This is a genomic window from Citrobacter sp. wls710, assembly GCF_005281115.1.
Lineage (GTDB): Bacteria > Pseudomonadota > Gammaproteobacteria > Enterobacterales > Enterobacteriaceae > Citrobacter > Citrobacter werkmanii.
Genome location: NZ_SZXD01000031.1, coordinates 11066 through 26112 on the forward strand (window position 1 = coordinate 11066; position 15047 = coordinate 26112).

Annotated in this window: 30 protein-coding genes; 1 reads left to right on the top strand and 29 read right to left on the bottom strand. The window is 50.0% G+C overall.

Translation table 11 applies throughout. The features are described 5' to 3' along the window. Nucleotides 1-21: 21 nt before the first annotated feature. The 27 genes from FDX14_RS13420 to rpsJ all read right to left on the bottom strand — a co-directional run bounded on the left by FDX14_RS13420 (nt 22) and on the right by rpsJ (nt 13247). Entirely contained in the window at nt 22-1011 is a 990-nt protein-coding gene (locus FDX14_RS13420; RefSeq protein WP_003031139.1) for a DNA-directed RNA polymerase subunit alpha, read from the bottom strand. Between the two features lie 25 nt (nt 1012-1036). After that, nucleotides 1037-1657, bottom strand: a complete 621-nt coding sequence (gene rpsD / locus FDX14_RS13425; RefSeq protein ID WP_003031138.1) for a 30S ribosomal protein S4 — start codon at nt 1655-1657, stop codon at nt 1037-1039. 33 nt (nt 1658-1690) lie between these two features. After that, a complete protein-coding gene (gene rpsK / locus FDX14_RS13430) occupies nt 1691-2080 on the bottom strand; it encodes a 30S ribosomal protein S11 (protein WP_003031137.1) in 390 nt (129 codons plus the stop codon). Nucleotides 2081-2096: 16 nt separating this feature from the next. After that, the gene (rpsM, locus tag FDX14_RS13435) at nt 2097-2453 is read right to left on the bottom strand and encodes a 30S ribosomal protein S13 (protein ID WP_003031135.1); all 357 of its coding nucleotides are present in this window, start codon (nt 2451-2453) and stop codon (nt 2097-2099) included. A gap of 146 nt (nt 2454-2599) precedes the next feature. Beyond that, nucleotides 2600-2716, bottom strand: coding sequence for a 50S ribosomal protein L36 (rpmJ, locus tag FDX14_RS13440; protein WP_000868187.1), 117 nt, complete (start codon nt 2714-2716; stop codon nt 2600-2602). Nucleotides 2717-2746: 30 nt separating this feature from the next. Then, nucleotides 2747-4078 (bottom strand): preprotein translocase subunit SecY, encoded by a 1332-nt coding sequence (gene secY, locus FDX14_RS13445; RefSeq protein ID WP_001118864.1) that lies wholly within the window; start codon nt 4076-4078, stop codon nt 2747-2749. Between the two features lie 7 nt (nt 4079-4085). Next, nucleotides 4086-4520: a 50S ribosomal protein L15 gene (rplO, locus tag FDX14_RS13450; protein WP_042002878.1), complete on the bottom strand. Its 435-nt coding sequence runs from the start codon at nt 4518-4520 to the stop codon at nt 4086-4088. A 3-nt stretch (nt 4521-4523) separates the two neighbouring features. Then, nucleotides 4524-4703: a 50S ribosomal protein L30 gene (gene rpmD / locus FDX14_RS13455; RefSeq protein WP_001140434.1), complete on the bottom strand. Its 180-nt coding sequence runs from the start codon at nt 4701-4703 to the stop codon at nt 4524-4526. A 3-nt stretch (nt 4704-4706) separates the two neighbouring features. Beyond that, entirely contained in the window at nt 4707-5210 is a 504-nt protein-coding gene (gene rpsE, locus FDX14_RS13460) for a 30S ribosomal protein S5 (RefSeq protein WP_003031131.1), read from the bottom strand. A gap of 14 nt (nt 5211-5224) precedes the next feature. Continuing rightward, nucleotides 5225-5578: a 50S ribosomal protein L18 gene (gene rplR, locus FDX14_RS13465; protein WP_000358956.1), complete on the bottom strand. Its 354-nt coding sequence runs from the start codon at nt 5576-5578 to the stop codon at nt 5225-5227. 9 nt (nt 5579-5587) lie between these two features. After that, entirely contained in the window at nt 5588-6121 is a 534-nt protein-coding gene (rplF, locus tag FDX14_RS13470; RefSeq protein ID WP_006687355.1) for a 50S ribosomal protein L6, read from the bottom strand. A gap of 12 nt (nt 6122-6133) precedes the next feature. After that, a complete protein-coding gene (gene rpsH / locus FDX14_RS13475) occupies nt 6134-6526 on the bottom strand; it encodes a 30S ribosomal protein S8 (RefSeq protein WP_003031127.1) in 393 nt (130 codons plus the stop codon). Nucleotides 6527-6556: 30 nt separating this feature from the next. After that, entirely contained in the window at nt 6557-6862 is a 306-nt protein-coding gene (rpsN, locus tag FDX14_RS13480) for a 30S ribosomal protein S14 (RefSeq protein ID WP_003031125.1), read from the bottom strand. Nucleotides 6863-6876: 14 nt separating this feature from the next. Continuing rightward, nucleotides 6877-7416 (bottom strand): 50S ribosomal protein L5, encoded by a 540-nt coding sequence (gene rplE / locus FDX14_RS13485; protein ID WP_003031123.1) that lies wholly within the window; start codon nt 7414-7416, stop codon nt 6877-6879. A 14-nt stretch (nt 7417-7430) separates the two neighbouring features. After that, complete coding sequence (gene rplX, locus FDX14_RS13490; protein WP_004106345.1) at nt 7431-7745, bottom strand: 50S ribosomal protein L24; 315 nt, start codon at nt 7743-7745, stop codon at nt 7431-7433. A 10-nt stretch (nt 7746-7755) separates the two neighbouring features. After that, on the bottom strand, nt 7756-8127 hold the full coding sequence (gene rplN, locus FDX14_RS13495; RefSeq protein ID WP_000613954.1) for a 50S ribosomal protein L14: 372 nt from the start codon (nt 8125-8127) through the stop codon (nt 7756-7758). 163 nt (nt 8128-8290) lie between these two features. Beyond that, nucleotides 8291-8545 (bottom strand): 30S ribosomal protein S17, encoded by a 255-nt coding sequence (gene rpsQ, locus FDX14_RS13500; protein WP_003031120.1) that lies wholly within the window; start codon nt 8543-8545, stop codon nt 8291-8293. Further along, nucleotides 8545-8736 (bottom strand): 50S ribosomal protein L29, encoded by a 192-nt coding sequence (gene rpmC / locus FDX14_RS13505; protein ID WP_000644742.1) that lies wholly within the window; start codon nt 8734-8736, stop codon nt 8545-8547. The genes rpsQ and rpmC overlap by 1 nt, the downstream gene beginning before the upstream one ends. Further along, nucleotides 8736-9146: a 50S ribosomal protein L16 gene (gene rplP, locus FDX14_RS13510; RefSeq protein ID WP_000941208.1), complete on the bottom strand. Its 411-nt coding sequence runs from the start codon at nt 9144-9146 to the stop codon at nt 8736-8738. The genes rpmC and rplP overlap by 1 nt, the downstream gene beginning before the upstream one ends. 12 nt (nt 9147-9158) lie before the next feature. After that, nucleotides 9159-9860, bottom strand: a complete 702-nt coding sequence (rpsC, locus tag FDX14_RS13515; RefSeq protein ID WP_000529945.1) for a 30S ribosomal protein S3 — start codon at nt 9858-9860, stop codon at nt 9159-9161. A gap of 17 nt (nt 9861-9877) precedes the next feature. Then, nucleotides 9878-10210 (bottom strand): 50S ribosomal protein L22, encoded by a 333-nt coding sequence (gene rplV / locus FDX14_RS13520; protein WP_000448832.1) that lies wholly within the window; start codon nt 10208-10210, stop codon nt 9878-9880. Nucleotides 10211-10224: 14 nt separating this feature from the next. After that, nucleotides 10225-10503, bottom strand: a complete 279-nt coding sequence (gene rpsS, locus FDX14_RS13525; RefSeq protein WP_001138115.1) for a 30S ribosomal protein S19 — start codon at nt 10501-10503, stop codon at nt 10225-10227. 16 nt (nt 10504-10519) lie between these two features. Next, nucleotides 10520-11341, bottom strand: coding sequence for a 50S ribosomal protein L2 (gene rplB, locus FDX14_RS13530; RefSeq protein ID WP_038634702.1), 822 nt, complete (start codon nt 11339-11341; stop codon nt 10520-10522). A gap of 17 nt (nt 11342-11358) precedes the next feature. Then, complete coding sequence (rplW, locus tag FDX14_RS13535) at nt 11359-11661, bottom strand: 50S ribosomal protein L23 (RefSeq protein ID WP_000617546.1); 303 nt, start codon at nt 11659-11661, stop codon at nt 11359-11361. Then, nucleotides 11658-12263 carry a 50S ribosomal protein L4 gene (gene rplD, locus FDX14_RS13540; RefSeq protein WP_000424395.1) on the bottom strand — a complete coding sequence of 202 codons (606 nt, stop codon included), beginning with the start codon at nt 12261-12263 and terminating at the stop codon, nt 11658-11660. Before rplD ends, rplW begins: the two co-directional genes overlap by 4 nt. Nucleotides 12264-12273: 10 nt before the next feature. Then, a complete protein-coding gene (gene rplC / locus FDX14_RS13545) occupies nt 12274-12903 on the bottom strand; it encodes a 50S ribosomal protein L3 (RefSeq protein ID WP_003031117.1) in 630 nt (209 codons plus the stop codon). Between the two features lie 32 nt (nt 12904-12935). Then, nucleotides 12936-13247, bottom strand: coding sequence for a 30S ribosomal protein S10 (gene rpsJ, locus FDX14_RS13550; RefSeq protein WP_001181005.1), 312 nt, complete (start codon nt 13245-13247; stop codon nt 12936-12938). 379 nt (nt 13248-13626) lie between these two features. Here rpsJ and FDX14_RS13555 point away from each other — a divergent pair, with 379 nt between their 5' ends. Beyond that, nucleotides 13627-14094 carry a prepilin peptidase gene (locus tag FDX14_RS13555; protein WP_042312089.1) on the top strand — a complete coding sequence of 156 codons (468 nt, stop codon included), beginning with the start codon at nt 13627-13629 and terminating at the stop codon, nt 14092-14094. Here the strand turns inward: FDX14_RS13555 and bfr are convergent. Together bfr and bfd are read right to left on the bottom strand one after the other, a co-directional pair. Beyond that, complete coding sequence (gene bfr, locus FDX14_RS13560) at nt 14091-14567, bottom strand: bacterioferritin (RefSeq protein WP_042312088.1); 477 nt, start codon at nt 14565-14567, stop codon at nt 14091-14093. The two genes, FDX14_RS13555 and bfr, sit on opposite strands and share 4 nt — an antisense overlap. A 71-nt stretch (nt 14568-14638) precedes the next feature. Next, nucleotides 14639-14833 carry a bacterioferritin-associated ferredoxin gene (gene bfd, locus FDX14_RS13565; RefSeq protein ID WP_006687360.1) on the bottom strand — a complete coding sequence of 65 codons (195 nt, stop codon included), beginning with the start codon at nt 14831-14833 and terminating at the stop codon, nt 14639-14641. Between the last annotated feature and the right edge of the window lie 214 nt (nt 14834-15047).

Here is a 15047-nt window from a genome sequence, read left to right on the forward strand (position 1 = left end):
AAACCTTAACCTGTGATCCGGTTACTCGTCAGCGATGCTTGCCGGTGGCCAGTTTTCCAGGCGCATGCCCAGAGACAGTCCACGGGAAGCCAGCACGTCTTTAATCTCAGTAAGAGATTTTTTACCAAGGTTAGGCGTCTTAAGAAGCTCAACCTCAGTACGCTGTACCAGATCACCGATATAGTGGATAGCTTCTGCTTTGAGGCAGTTAGCAGAGCGGACAGTCAATTCCAGATCGTCAACAGGGCGCAGCAGGATCGGATCGAATTCTGGTTTCTCTTCTTTAACTTCCGGCTGACGTACATCACGTAAGTCAACAAAAGCTTCCAGTTGTTCAGCCAGAATGGTTGCCGCACGACGAATCGCCTCTTCAGGATCGATTGTGCCGTTGGTTTCCATTTCGATGACCAGCTTGTCCAGGTCGGTACGCTGTTCTACACGCGCTGCTTCAACATTGTAGGCAATACGCTCTACAGGGCTGTAGCATGCGTCGACCAGCAGACGGCCGATTGGGCGCTCATCTTCTTCCGAATGAATTCGGGTAGAAGCCGGCACATAACCACGACCGCGCTGAACTTTGATGCGCATACTAATAGATGCGTTCTCATCGGTCAGGTGGCAGATCACGTGCTGTGGCTTGACGATTTCGACATCACCATCATGGGTAATGTCGGCTGCAGTCACAGGGCCAATGCCAGATTTATTCAAGGTAAGAATAACGTCATCTTTACCCTGAACTCTCACCGCCAGCCCTTTCAGGTTGAGCAGGATTTCCAGGATATCTTCCTGAACGCCTTCTTTGGTGCTGTACTCATGTAGTACACCATCAATCTCAACCTCGGTCACCGCGCAACCCGGCATCGATGAGAGCAGAATACGGCGCAGTGCGTTACCCAAAGTATGGCCAAAGCCACGCTCTAAAGGCTCAAGGGTCACCTTGGCGTGCGTCGAACTCACTTGCTCGATATCTACCAGGCGCGGTTTTAGAAACTCTGTCACAGAACCCTGCATTGTGTCCTCTCTTTGGTACTAAGCTTTACTTGGAGTAAAGCTCGACGATCAGGTGTTCGTTAATGTCCGCAGACAGATCAGAACGCTCCGGCTTACGCTTGAACGTACCTTCCATCTTGCCAGCATCAACTTCCAGCCAGGTTGGCTTTTCACGCTGCTCAGCCAGCTCCAGAGCGGCTTTCACGCGAGACTGCTTCTTCGCTTTCTCACGAATGCTAACAACGTCATTCGGACTAACCTGATAAGAAGCGATGTTAACAACACGACCGTTTACCATAATTGCTTTATGGCTGACCAGCTGACGTGCTTCTGCACGAGTGGCACCGAAGCCCATACGGTATACAACGTTGTCCAGACGACCTTCCAGCAGACCCAACAGGTTTTCACCGGTGTTGCCTTTCAGACGTGCTGCTTCTTTGTAGTAGTTACGGAACTGACGCTCCAGCACACCATAGATACGGCGAACTTTTTGCTTTTCACGCAACTGCACACCATAGTCAGACAGACGCGGTTTACGCGCACCGTGCTGGCCAGGAGCTTGTTCAATTTTACACTTGGTATCGATCGCGCGAACGCCAGACTTAAGGAATAAGTCAGTGCCCTCACGACGGCTCAGCTTGAGCTTAGGACCCAAATATCTTGCCATTTTCTTTCTCCAACAATCCTAGAAACGACAGCGTTATACGCGACGTTTTTTCGGCGGACGACAACCGTTATGAGGGATCGGAGTCACATCAGTAATATTAGTGATGCGGAAACCAGCGGCGTTCAGAGCACGAACAGTAGATTCGCGACCTGGACCCGGTCCTTTGACCATAACTTCCAGATTCTTGATACCGTATTCTTTTACGGCTTCAGCGCAACGCTCTGCTGCAACCTGAGCTGCAAACGGAGTGGATTTGCGAGAACCACGGAAACCGGAACCACCGGCTGTTGCCCAACCCAGTGCGTTACCCTGACGATCAGTAATGGTAACGATGGTGTTGTTAAAAGAAGCATGGATATGAGCCACGCCGTCAGAGACTTGTTTTCTTACACGTTTACGTGCACGAATTGGTGCCTTTGCCATTATTCAATCACCCCGATTATTTCTTGATCGGTTTGCGCGGACCCTTACGGGTACGTGCGTTGGTCTTGGTACGCTGACCGCGAACCGGGAGACCACGACGATGACGCAAACCGCGATAGCAACCAAGGTCCATAAGGCGCTTGATGCTCATGCTAACTTCACGGCGCAGATCACCTTCAACGACAAATTTGGCAACTTCGTCACGCAGCGTGTCGATTTGTTCTTCAGACAGCTCACTGATCTTAACATCTTCAGCGATACCCGCTGCAGCCAGAATGGCTTTAGAACGGGTCTTGCCGACGCCGTAGATCGAAGTTAATGCGATCACAGCATGTTTCTGATCAGGAATGTTAATGCCTGCTATACGGGCCACTATGCACTCCTACTATTTAATATGTACGCACCATGCTGAAAAGCCCGTTTTCAGGATACTCAAATGGAAACGCACAGACATACAAAAGATTGGCTGGCTAATCTAGCCAGCTCAACCCAACTTTGCAAGAAAAATATGCGAATAAATCAGCCTTGGCGCTGTTTATGCTTCGGCTCGGCACTGCAAATCACACGGATGACACCATCACGCTTAACGATTTTGCAGTTACGGCATAATTTCTTGACGGAAGCACGAACTTTCATTTTTACTCTCCGTAACTTCTCGGGCGACTGTTAACGGCCGTAGCCTTTCAGATTCGCCTTCTTCAATGCAGACTCGTACTGACTTGACATCATCAGAGTTTGCACTTGAGCCATAAAGTCCATAATCACGACAACAACGATAAGCAGTGAGGTCCCACCAAAGTAGAACGGTACTTTCATTGCATCACGCATGAACTCCGGGATCAGGCAGATAAAGGTAATGTAGAGCGCACCAACCAAAGTCAGGCGGGTCATTACTTTATCGATATACTTCGCCGTTTGCTCTCCCGGACGAATTCCTGGTACAAATGCACCGGACTTCTTCAGGTTATCTGCTGTTTCACGCGGGTTGAAAACCAACGCCGTGTAGAAGAAACAGAAGAATATGATTGCAGACGCATAGAGTAACACATAAAGCGGTTGCCCAGGCTGCAAATACAGCGAAATTGTTGTCAGCCAGTTCCAACCAGTCCCGCCCCCGAACCATGACGCGATGGTCGCCGGGAACAGAATAATACTGGAAGCGAAGATTGCCGGGATTACCCCCGCCATATTCACTTTCAGCGGTAAATGTGTGCTCTGTGCAGCATAGACACGACGACCTTGCTGACGTTTCGCGTAGTTTACCACAATACGGCGTTGACCACGCTCAACAAATACAACAAAGAACGTCACTGCAAATACTAATACTGCAACCAACAGCAACACGAGGAAGTGCAGGTCGCCTTGACGCGCTTGCTCGATAGTATGGGCAATGGCTGGCGGGAGTCCCGCAACGATACCGGCGAAGATAATGATTGAGATACCGTTGCCGATACCACGTTCAGTAATCTGTTCGCCCAACCACATCAGGAACATAGTCCCTGTAACCAGACTTACAACAGCGGTGAAATAGAATGCAAAGCCTGGATTCATTACCAGGCCCTGCATACCAGGCATATTCGGCAGACCGGTAGCAATACCGATCGACTGGAATATTGCCAGCACCAGAGTACCGTAGCGGGTGTACTGGCTGATCTTACGACGACCAGACTCCCCTTCTTTCTTAATTTCTGCCAGCGTTGGGTGAACCACCGTCAGCAGCTGGATAATGATCGACGCCGAGATATACGGCATGATCCCCAGAGCAAAGATAGAAGCACGGCTGAGAGCACCACCAGAGAACATGTTAAACATTTCAATGATGGTGCCTCGCTGTTGCTCAAGCAGTTTGGCAAGTACAGCGGCATCAATACCAGGGATCGGAATGAAAGAGCCAATACGGAACACAATAAGCGCACCGATTACAAACAGCAGTCTGCGTTTCAGCTCGCCTAAGCCACCTTTGGCACTTTGAAAATCTAATCCCGGTTGTTTAGCCATCTGCTACTTATTCCTCGATTTTACCGCCAGCAGCTTCGATAGCAGCACGAGCGCCTTTAGTAACACGCAGGCCACGAACAGTTACCGGAGTAGTGACTTCACCAGCCAGGATCACTTTCGCGAACTCGATCTGGATACCGATAATGTTAGCTGCTTTCAGCGTGTTCAGGTCTACAATACCGCCTTCAACTTTAGCCAGGTCAGACAGACGAACTTCGGCTGTAATCGCTGCTTTACGTGAAGTGAAGCCGAATTTCGGCAGACGACGGTACAGAGGCATCTGACCACCCTCGAAACCGCGACGTACGCCACCGCCAGAACGAGACTTCTGACCTTTGTGACCACGACCACCGGTTTTACCGAGGCCAGAACCGATACCACGACCCAGGCGTTTACCCGCCTTTTTGGAGCCTTCGGCCGGAGACAGAGTATTTAAACGCATCTCTTACTCCTCAACTTTAACCATGAAGGAAACCGCGTTGACCATACCACGAACAGCAGGAGTATCCTCGCGTTCTACGGTGTGACCAATACGACGCAGACCCAGGCCAAGCAGCGTTGCCTTGTGTTTCGGCAGACGACCGATTGCACTGCGGGTTTGAGTAATTTTAATAGTCTTTGCCATGGTTTATTTCCCCAGAATTTCTTCAACGGATTTACCACGCTTGGCAGCGACCATTTCCGGAGATTTCATATTTTCCAGACCGTCGATAGTTGCACGAACCACGTTAATCGGGTTGGTGGAACCATACGCTTTAGCCAGAACGTTACGAACTCCAGCGACTTCCAGAACGGCGCGCATTGCACCACCGGCGATGATACCGGTACCTTCGGAAGCCGGCTGCATGAATACACGAGAACCCGTGTGAGTACCCTTAACCGGGTGCTGCAGGGTGCCGTGGTTCAGCGCGACGTTAATCATATTGCGACGGGCTTTTTCCATCGCTTTCTGGATCGCTGCTGGAACTTCACGCGCTTTACCGTAACCAAAACCAACGCGACCGTTACCATCGCCAACTACAGTCAGAGCTGTGAAGGAGAAAATACGACCACCTTTAACGGTTTTAGATACGCGGTTTACCGCGATCAGCTTTTCCTGCAGTTCGCCAGCTTGTTTTTCGATGTGAGCCATCTTACACCTCTACCTTAGAACTGAAGGCCAGCTTCACGGGCAGCATCTGCCAGTGCCTGGACACGACCATGATATTGGAACCCGGAACGGTCAAAGGACACATCTTTGATGCCTTTTTCCAGAGCGCGTTCGGCGACAGCTTTACCCACAGCTGCTGCAGCGTCTTTGTTACCGGTGTACTTCAGTTGTTCAGCGATAGCTTTTTCTACAGTAGAAGCAGCTACCAGAACTTCAGAACCGTTCGGTGCAATTACCTGTGCGTAAATATGACGCGGGGTACGATGTACCACCAGGCGAGTTGCGCCCAGCTCTTTGAGCTTGCGGCGTGCGCGGGTCGCACGACGGATACGAGCAGATTTCTTATCCATAGTGTTACCTTACTTCTTCTTAGCCTCTTTGGTACGCACGACTTCGTCGGCGTAACGAACACCCTTGCCTTTGTAAGGCTCAGGACGACGGTAGGCGCGCAGATCTGCCGCAACCTGACCGATCAGCTGTTTATCAGCGCCTTTCAGCACGATTTCAGTCTGAGTCGGACATTCTGCAGTGATACCTGCCGGCAGCTGATGATCAACTGGATGAGAGAAACCTAAAGCCAGGTTTACTACATTCCCTTTGACCGCTGCACGATAACCTACACCAACCAGCTGCAGCTTCTTAGTGAAGCCTTCGGTAACACCGACAACCATTGCATTCAGCAGGGCACGCGCGGTACCAGCCTGAGCCCATCCATCTGCGTAACCATCACGCGGACCGAAGGTCAGTGCATTATCTGCATGATTTACTGCAACAGCATCGTTGAGAGTACGAGTCAGCTCGCCGTTTTTACCTTTGATCGTAATAACCTGACCGTTGATTTTTACATCAACGCCGGCAGGAATAACGACCGGTGCTTTAGCAACACGAGACATTTTTTCCTCCGATTAGGCTACGTAGCAGATAATTTCGCCACCAAGACCAGCCTGGCGCGCTGCACGATCAGTCATAACACCTTTAGAGGTAGAAACAACTGCGATACCCATGCCAGCCATAACTTTCGGCAGCTCGTCTTTACGCTTATAAATGCGCAGACCTGGGCGACTGACACGCTGAATGCTTTCTACAACAGCTTTACCCTGGAAATACTTAAGAGTAAGTTCCAGTTCCGGCTTGGTGTCGCCTTCAACTTTAAAATCTTCAATAAAACCTTCTTCCTTCAGCACGTTGGCAATTGCCACTTTCAGCTTGGAGGAAGGCATGGTGACCGCAGCTTTATTCGCGGCCTGACCGTTACGGATACGGGTCAGCATATCCGCGATCGGATCTTGCATGCTCATCTGTCTTTACTCCCGTGATTCAATTGGTAATTACCAGCTAGCCTTTTTCAAGCCTGGTACTTCACCGCGCATTGCGGCTTCACGCAGTTTGATACGGCTCAACCCGAACTTGCCCACATAGCCATGCGGACGACCTGTTTGACGGCAGCGGTTACGCTGACGGGACGGGCTGGAATCACGCGGCAGAGACTGCAGCTTCAGAACTGCGTTCCAACGATCTTCGTCGGTCGCGTTCACATCAGAGATAATAGCTTTCAGTTCAGCGCGTTTTGCGAAGTACTTATCAGCTAAAGCTACGCGCTTTACTTCGCGTGCTTTCATTGATTGCTTAGCCATTCAGTAACCCTACCTTACTTGCGGAACGGGAAGTCAAAGGCAGCCAGCAGAGCACGGCCTTCTTCGTCAGATTTCGCAGTAGTGGTAATGGTAATATCCAAACCACGCACGCGGTCGACTTTATCGTAGTCGATTTCTGGGAAGATGATCTGCTCACGGACACCCATGCTGTAGTTACCACGGCCATCGAATGACTTAGCGGACAGGCCACGGAAGTCACGGATACGTGGAACAGCAATAGTGATCAGACGCTCAAAGAACTCCCACATGCGTTCGCCACGCAGAGTTACTTTACAGCCGATCGGATAGCCCTGACGGATTTTGAAGCCTGCAACTGATTTGCGTGCTTTGGTGATCAGCGGTTTTTGACCGGAGATTGCTGTCAGGTCAGCTGCTGCGTTATCCAGCAGTTTCTTGTCAGCGATCGCTTCACCAACACCCATGTTCAGGGTGATCTTCTCGACCCGAGGGACTTGCATGACAGAATTGTAGTTAAACTCAGTCATGAGTTTAGCGACTACTTCGTCTTTGTAGTAATCATGCAGTTTCGCCATCGTACTACTCCAAATTACTTGATAGTTTCGCTGTTAGATTTGAAGAAACGGACTTTTTTGCCGTCTTCGAATCTAAAGCCTACACGGTCAGCCTTGCCGGTTGCCGCGTTGAAGATTGCAACGTTAGAAACCTGAATAGCAGCTTCTTTTTCAACGATGCCGCCTGGTTGGTTCAGAGCCGGAACCGGCTTCTGGTGTTTCTTAACCAGGTTGATACCTTCAACAATGAGCTTGCCGGAAGACAAGACATTCTTAACTTTACCGCGTTTACCTTTATCTTTACCGGTTAACACGATAACTTCGTCATCACGACGGATCTTCGCTGCCATGATTCGCTCCTTAGAGTACTTCTGGTGCCAGAGAGATAATTTTCATGAACTTCTCGTTACGAAGTTCACGAGTTACCGGCCCAAAAATACGCGTACCGATAGGTTGCTCGCTGTTATTGTTTAAAATAACGCATGCATTACCATCGAAGCGAATGACAGAACCGTCCGGGCGACGAACACCCTTCTTGGTGCGCACCACTACCGCCTTCAGCACATCACCTTTTTTGACCTTACCACGCGGAATTGCTTCCTTGATGGTGATCTTGATGATATCGCCGACGCCTGCGTAGCGACGGTGCGAGCCACCCAGAACCTTGATACACATTACGCGACGTGCACCGGAGTTGTCGGCGACGTTCAGCATAGTCTGTTCTTGGATCATTTTAGTGCTCCGCTAATGTCAACTACTACTGAGACCCGAAAATCAGGTCGTTAAAAAAGCCCCATATCGGGGGCGCGGCATTATAACACCGCTCAAACGATATGGGTAGAAAAAATAAACGGCTCATCGCTGAGCCGTTTATTCGTTGAGAATGCCTACTGTATTACAGAACGGCTTTCTCTACAACGCGAACCAGCGTCCAGGACTTAGTCTTGGACAACGGACGGCATTCGCGGATTTCAACCACGTCACCAGTACCGCATTCGTTGTTCTCGTCATGTACGTGCAGTTTGGTCGTACGCTTAATGAATTTACCGTAGATCGGGTGTTTCACAAAACGTTCGATAGCAACAACGATGGATTTCTCCATTTTATCGCTAACAACGCGACCTTGCAGAGTACGGATTTTATCGGTCATTACGCACCCGCCTTCTCAGTCAGTAAAGTCTTAACGCGTGCGACATCACGACGCACTTGCTTCAACAGGTGAGACTGTTGCAGCTGGCCACTTGCAGCCTGCATACGCAGGTTGAACTGCTCACGCAGCAGATTCAGCAGCTCGGTGTTCAGCTCTTCAACACTCTTCTCACGCAGCTCTTTTGCTTTCATTACATCACCGTCTTAGTTACAAAGGTGGTTTTAATCGGCAGTTTCGCTGCTGCCAGCTTGAATGCTTCACGGGCCAGCTCTTCCGGTACGCCGTCCATTTCATACAGGACTTTACCCGGCTGAATCAAGGCAACCCAATACTCTACGTTACCTTTACCTTTACCCATACGCACTGCCAGCGGCTTTTCAGTGATCGGTTTGTCCGGGAATACACGGATCCAGATCTTACCTTGACGCTTAACTGCACGGGTCATAGCACGACGTGCTGCTTCGATCTGACGGGCAGTCAGACGACCACGGCCAACAGCTTTCAGACCGAAGCTGCCGAAGCTAACATCCGCGCCAGCAGCCAGACCGCGGTTACGGCCTTTGTGCATTTTACGGAATTTTGTACGCTTTGGTTGTAACATCAGCGACGCTCCTTATTTACGGCCTTTACGCTGCTGCTTTTTAGGTTGCGCAGCCGGTTTTTCCGGTTGTTCAACAGCAGCCATACCACCCAGGATCTCGCCTTTGAAGATCCACACTTTAACGCCGATTACACCGTAAGTGGTGTGCGCTTCAGAGGTGTTGTAGTCGATGTCAGCACGCAGAGTGTGCAGCGGTACGCGACCTTCGCGGTACCATTCGGTACGTGCGATTTCCGCGCCGCCCAGACGGCCGCTAACTTCAACTTTAATACCTTTAGCGCCCAGACGCATTGCGTTCTGTACAGCACGCTTCATAGCACGACGGAACATAACGCGACGTTCCAGCTGAGAAGTGATGCTGTCAGCAACCAATTTTGCGTCCAGTTCAGGCTTACGCACTTCGGCGATATTGATCTGGGCAGGAACGCCAGCAATATCAGCTACGACTTTGCGCAGTTTTTCTACGTCTTCGCCTTTCTTACCGATAACGATACCCGGGCGAGCGGTGTGAATGGTCACACGGATGCTCTTAGCCGGACGCTCGATAACGATACGAGATACAGACGCTTTAGCCAGTTCCTTAGTCAGGTACTGACGTACTTTAAAATCGCTGTCCAGGTTGTCAGCGAATTCTTTGGTGTTCGCAAACCAGGTTGAGTTCCATGGTTTTACAATACCCAGGCGAATACCATTAGGATGTACTTTCTGACCCATTGCTAGTCTCCAGAGTCTCAGCGATCGGACACAACCACAGTAATGTGGCTGGTGCGCTTCAGGATGCGATCTGCACGACCTTTTGCACGCGGCATAATGCGCTTCATGCTCGGGCCTTCGTCTACGAAAATTTTCGTAACTTTCAGATCGTCAATGTCAGCGCCATCGTTGTGTTCAGCGTTAGCAATGGCAGATTCCAGGACTTTCTTAACCAGTACAGCCGCTTTCTTATTGGTGTAGGTCAGAATATCCAGAGCCTGCGACACTTTCTTACCGCGAATCAGGTCTGCAACAAGGCGAACCTTCTGAGCAGAAGAACGAGCATGGCGATGTTGAGCTAAAGTTTCCATCTCTTCCTCCTACCTTATTTCTTCTTCGCTTTTTTATCAGCAGCGTGGCCGCGATAAGTACGAGTCGGTGCGAATTCACCCAGTTTGTGACCGACCATTTCGTCGGAAACAAATACCGGAACGTGCTGACGACCATTATGGACAGCGATGGTCAAACCGATCATGTTAGGAAAGATCGTTGAACGACGGGACCAAGTGCGCAGGGGCTTCTTGTCTCCGCTTTCCACCGCTTTCTCTACCTTCTTCAGCAAGTGCAGGTCAATAAAAGGACCTTTCTTGAGAGAACGTGGCATGGCTTATCCTCTAAAATTATTTGCTACGGCGACGTACGATGAATTTATCAGTACGCTTGTTGCTGCGGGTCTTCTTACCTTTGGTCTGAACGCCCCACGGAGTTACCGGGTGCTTACCAAAGTTACGACCTTCACCACCACCATGTGGGTGATCGACTGGGTTCATCGCAGTACCGCGAACGGTAGGACGAACACCACGCCAGCGTGCAGCACCTGCTTTACCCAGAACGCGCAGCATATGCTCAGCATTGCCAACTTCGCCCAGAGTTGCACGGCAGTCTGCTTCAACTTTACGCATTTCACCAGAACGCAGACGCAGGGTGACATAAGCACCATCACGCGCAACGATCTGAACGTAAGTACCAGCGGAACGTGCCAGCTGACCGCCTTTACCTGGTTTCATTTCTACGTTATGAACGGTAGAACCAACCGGGATATTGCGCATCGGCAGGGTGTTACCTGCTTTGATTGCAGCATCAACGCCAGATTGAACCTGGTCGCCAGCTTTCAGGCCTTTAGGGGCCAGAATGTAACGGCGTTCACCGTCTTTGTACAGAACCAGCGCGATGTTCGCGGAGCGGTTCGGATCGTACTCAAGACGTTCAACAATTGCTGGGATACCGTCTTTGTTGCGTTTGAAGTCAACAATACGATAAGCCTGCTTGTGACCACCACCGATGTGACGAGTGGTGATACGGCCATTGTTGTTACGACCACCGGATTTGCTGTTTTTTTCAACCAGCGGAGCAAAAGGTTTGCCCTTGTGCAGCTCTGGGTTGACCACTTTAACAACGTGGCGACGACCCGGAGATGTCGGTTTACATTTAACAACTGCCATTGTATTACTCCTCCGACTTACTCAGCGCCGCCGACGAAGTCCAGATTCTGGCCTTCCTTCAGGGTGACGTAAGCTTTTTTCCAGTCGCTACGACGACCGATACGCTGTCCGTGACGTTTAACTTTCCCTTTAACTACCAGGGTGTTAACGACTTCGACTTCGACTTCAAACAGTTTCTGCACAGCAGCTTTGATCTCTGCTTTGGTCGCGTCTTTAGCAACTTTGAGAACGATGGTGTTAGTTTTTTCCATCGCAGTAGACGCTTTTTCAGAAACGTGCGGTGCGCGCAGCACCTTCAGCAGACGTTCTTCACGAATCATGCCAGCATCTCCTCAACTTGCTTAACAGCATCAGCAGTCATTACGACTTTGTCGAAGGCGATCAGGCTAACCGGGTCGATACCAGTTGCATCGCGTACGTCAACCTTGTGCAGGTTGCGCGCAGCCAGGAACAGGTTTTCGTCCAGCTCACCGGTGATGATCAGCACATCTTCCAGAGCCATGTCTTTCAGTTTCTGTGCCAGCAGCTTAGTTTTAGGCGCTTCTACAGAGAACTTCTCGACAACGATCAGACGATCCTGACGTACCAGTTCGGACAGGATGCTTTTCAGCGCGCCGCGGTACATCTTTTTGTTAACTTTTTGACTGTGGTCCTGCGGGCGAGCAGCGAAGGTCACGCCACCTGAACGCCAGATCGGGCTCTTGATAGAACCTGAACGCGCACGGCCGGTACCTTTCTGGCGCCACGGCTTTTTGCCTGAACCAGTTACTTCAGCACGAGTCTTCTGAGCACGAGTACCCTGACGAGCACCAGCTGCATAAGCAACAACAACCTGGTGAACCAGCGCTTCGTTGAAATCACGACCGAAGGTAGTTTCGGAAACAGTCAGCGCGCTCTGCGCGTCTTTCAATACTAATTCCATTGCTATCCCCTTACGCCTTCACAGCTGGTTTAACGATCAGGTCGCAACCGGTCGCACCCGGAACACCACCTTTAACCAGCAGCAGGTTGCGCTCAGCGTCAACACGTACTACGTCCAGGCTCTGAACGGTTACACGTTCGTTGCCCAGCTGACCTGCCATTTTCTTGCCTTTGAACACTTTGCCCGGAGTCTGGTTCTGACCGATAGAACCCGGAACGCGGTGAGACAAGGAGTTACCGTGAGTAGCGTCCTGGGTACGGAAGTTCCAGCGCTTAACGGTACCAGCGAAACCTTTACCTTTAGAGGTACCGGTTACGTCAACTTTTTTAACGTCAGCAAACAGTTCAACGCTAATGTTCTGACCAACGGTGTATTCTTCACCATCTGCCAGACGGAACTCCCACAGACCGCGGCCAGCTTCTACGCCAGCTTTAGCAAAGTGGCCAGCTTCCGGCTTAGTTACACGGTTAGCTTTTTTAGCACCGGTGGTAACCTGAACAGCGCGGTAGCCGTCGTTAGCCAGATCTTTAACCTGAGTAACGCGGTTTGCTTCAACTTCGATAACGGTTACTGGGATAGAGACGCCATCTTCAGTGAAGATGCGGGTCATACCCACTTTTTTACCGACTAAACCAATCATTGTATCAACCTCTCAATCGCTCGATGACCTGATTAACCCAGGCTGATCTGCACGTCTACACCGGCAGCCAGGTCCAGACGCATCAGAGCATCAACGGTTTTTTCAGTTGGCTCAACGATGTCAACCAGACGCTTGTGAGTACGGATCTCGTACTGATCACGCGCGTCTTTGTTAACGTGCGGAGAGATCAGAACGGTGAAACGCTCTTTGCGGGTCGGCAGCGGGATCGGACCACGAACCTGCGCACCAGTGCGCTTGGCAGTCTCGACGATTTCCGCGGTTGATTGATCGATCAGACGATGATCAAACGCTTTCAAACGGATACGGATTCTTTGGTTCTGCATGAGACCAGAGCTCCAATTATTTTATAAACGAAATAGTTACTCCTCAAACCCATTACGATTGATGGGAGAGTGTAACCGTTCTTACAGAGTTCCCCGATTGGGAACATTGTCTGGTATTGCTTTCGCAGTACCGGTGGCTCATATCGAACCGCTGTCAATATTAGACAAGCCCGCGCATTATACGTAAATCTCAGCCTGACGCAAGTGCCGCATAGAAATTAATCACTCTGTCATGGAACGCGTGCCCCCTTCCACTCTCACTGTATGCGCTGTTATGGATTGCGATTTCTCTGGAAGAAGGTTTACATAACTCGAATTTCGGTCTTGTACAACCTTGATATTTAGCGGAGGGTGGCCTCTTTTCATACGAGGCTAACCTATGTATATCGACCTTCCCTTTGTGCTGATTTATGCAGGGTTATCGGGATTGCTCTGGTTTGAGGATTTACGCACTGGCCTATTACCCGACAAATTTACCTGCCCTCTTTTGTGGGGTGGCCTTATTTATCATCAGTGCTGCAGACCGGCGCAGTTATCCGACGCGCTTTGGGGTGCCGTAGCGGGTTATGGGGTATTTGCTTTGTTCTATTGGGGGTATCGTCTGATATGCCGTCAGGAAGGATTAGGCTTTGGTGATGTCAAATTTCTTGCCGCCCTGGGCGCCTGGCATCGCTGGGACGCATTACCGTTGCTGGTCTTGCTTGCCGCCAGCCTGGCCTGCTGTATGACCGGGATTGCCTGGGTTAAACATGGGAGAAAGGTATTAAAAAACCCGCTGCCTTTTGGACCCTATCTGGCGGCTGCGGGTTTTATTATTGGCGGGATTGGTCTAATCCAGGGCGGTTAGTCGCTGACTTTAATTTGCGATTGCAGATAGTTTTGCAAACCAAGTTTTGCAATCAGGTCCAGCTCCGTTTCGAGCCAGTCAATATGCCCTTCTTCTTCAGTCAGGATCTCAATCATCATGTCCCGGCTGACGTAGTCATGAACGCTATCAGCATAGGCAATGGCTTCACGTAAGTCTTTCGCGCCATCCAGTTCGAGCCGAAGATCCGATTGCAGCATCTCTTCAACGTCTTCACCTATGCCTAACTTGCCAAGATCCTGTAGGTTTGGGATCCCTTCCAAGAATAAAATACGCTCGATGTATTTATCGGCGTGTTTCATCTCATCTATAGACTCATGGTACTCGACATCATTGAGGCGCATCAGGCCCCAGTTTTTGAACATTCTCGCGTGGAGAAAGTATTGGTTGATTGCGACAAGCTCATTTCCCAATAGTTTATTGAGATAATTTATGATTTTAACATCACCTTTCATTTTATAGTCCCTCCGCTTCCACTCTTAGAGCGTAGATGGGGCTACCGGGATGTCAAAAAAAAGAGTGTGACTTAGGCGATCTCTTTAAATTCTGGCATTTGAGTTAATTCATCCTGCATGACTTCACGGGCAGCGCGAATGCACTTACCACATTGATTTCCCACAGGAATAAATTTACGTAATTGCTGAAAGGACTGAGGTTGAAACTGGCGAACAGCCTGACGAATTTTTTTATCACTTATCGCATTACACAAACAAACGTACATGATCGCTCCCGTTCAATTTCTGTGCAAATTGTAAATGAGAATAGTTATGATTACAATAGCACAACGCTATTTACGCGGCGGGAGAATGAATAAAAAATGCGAATAAATATGACAGCAGCTAAACAGCAAGCAGCAAAAAGGGCGCCGAAGCGCCCTTTTTAAGCTCAAAGCTAATTAATTAATAATTAGCTCATTACTTTAGCAACAACGCCCG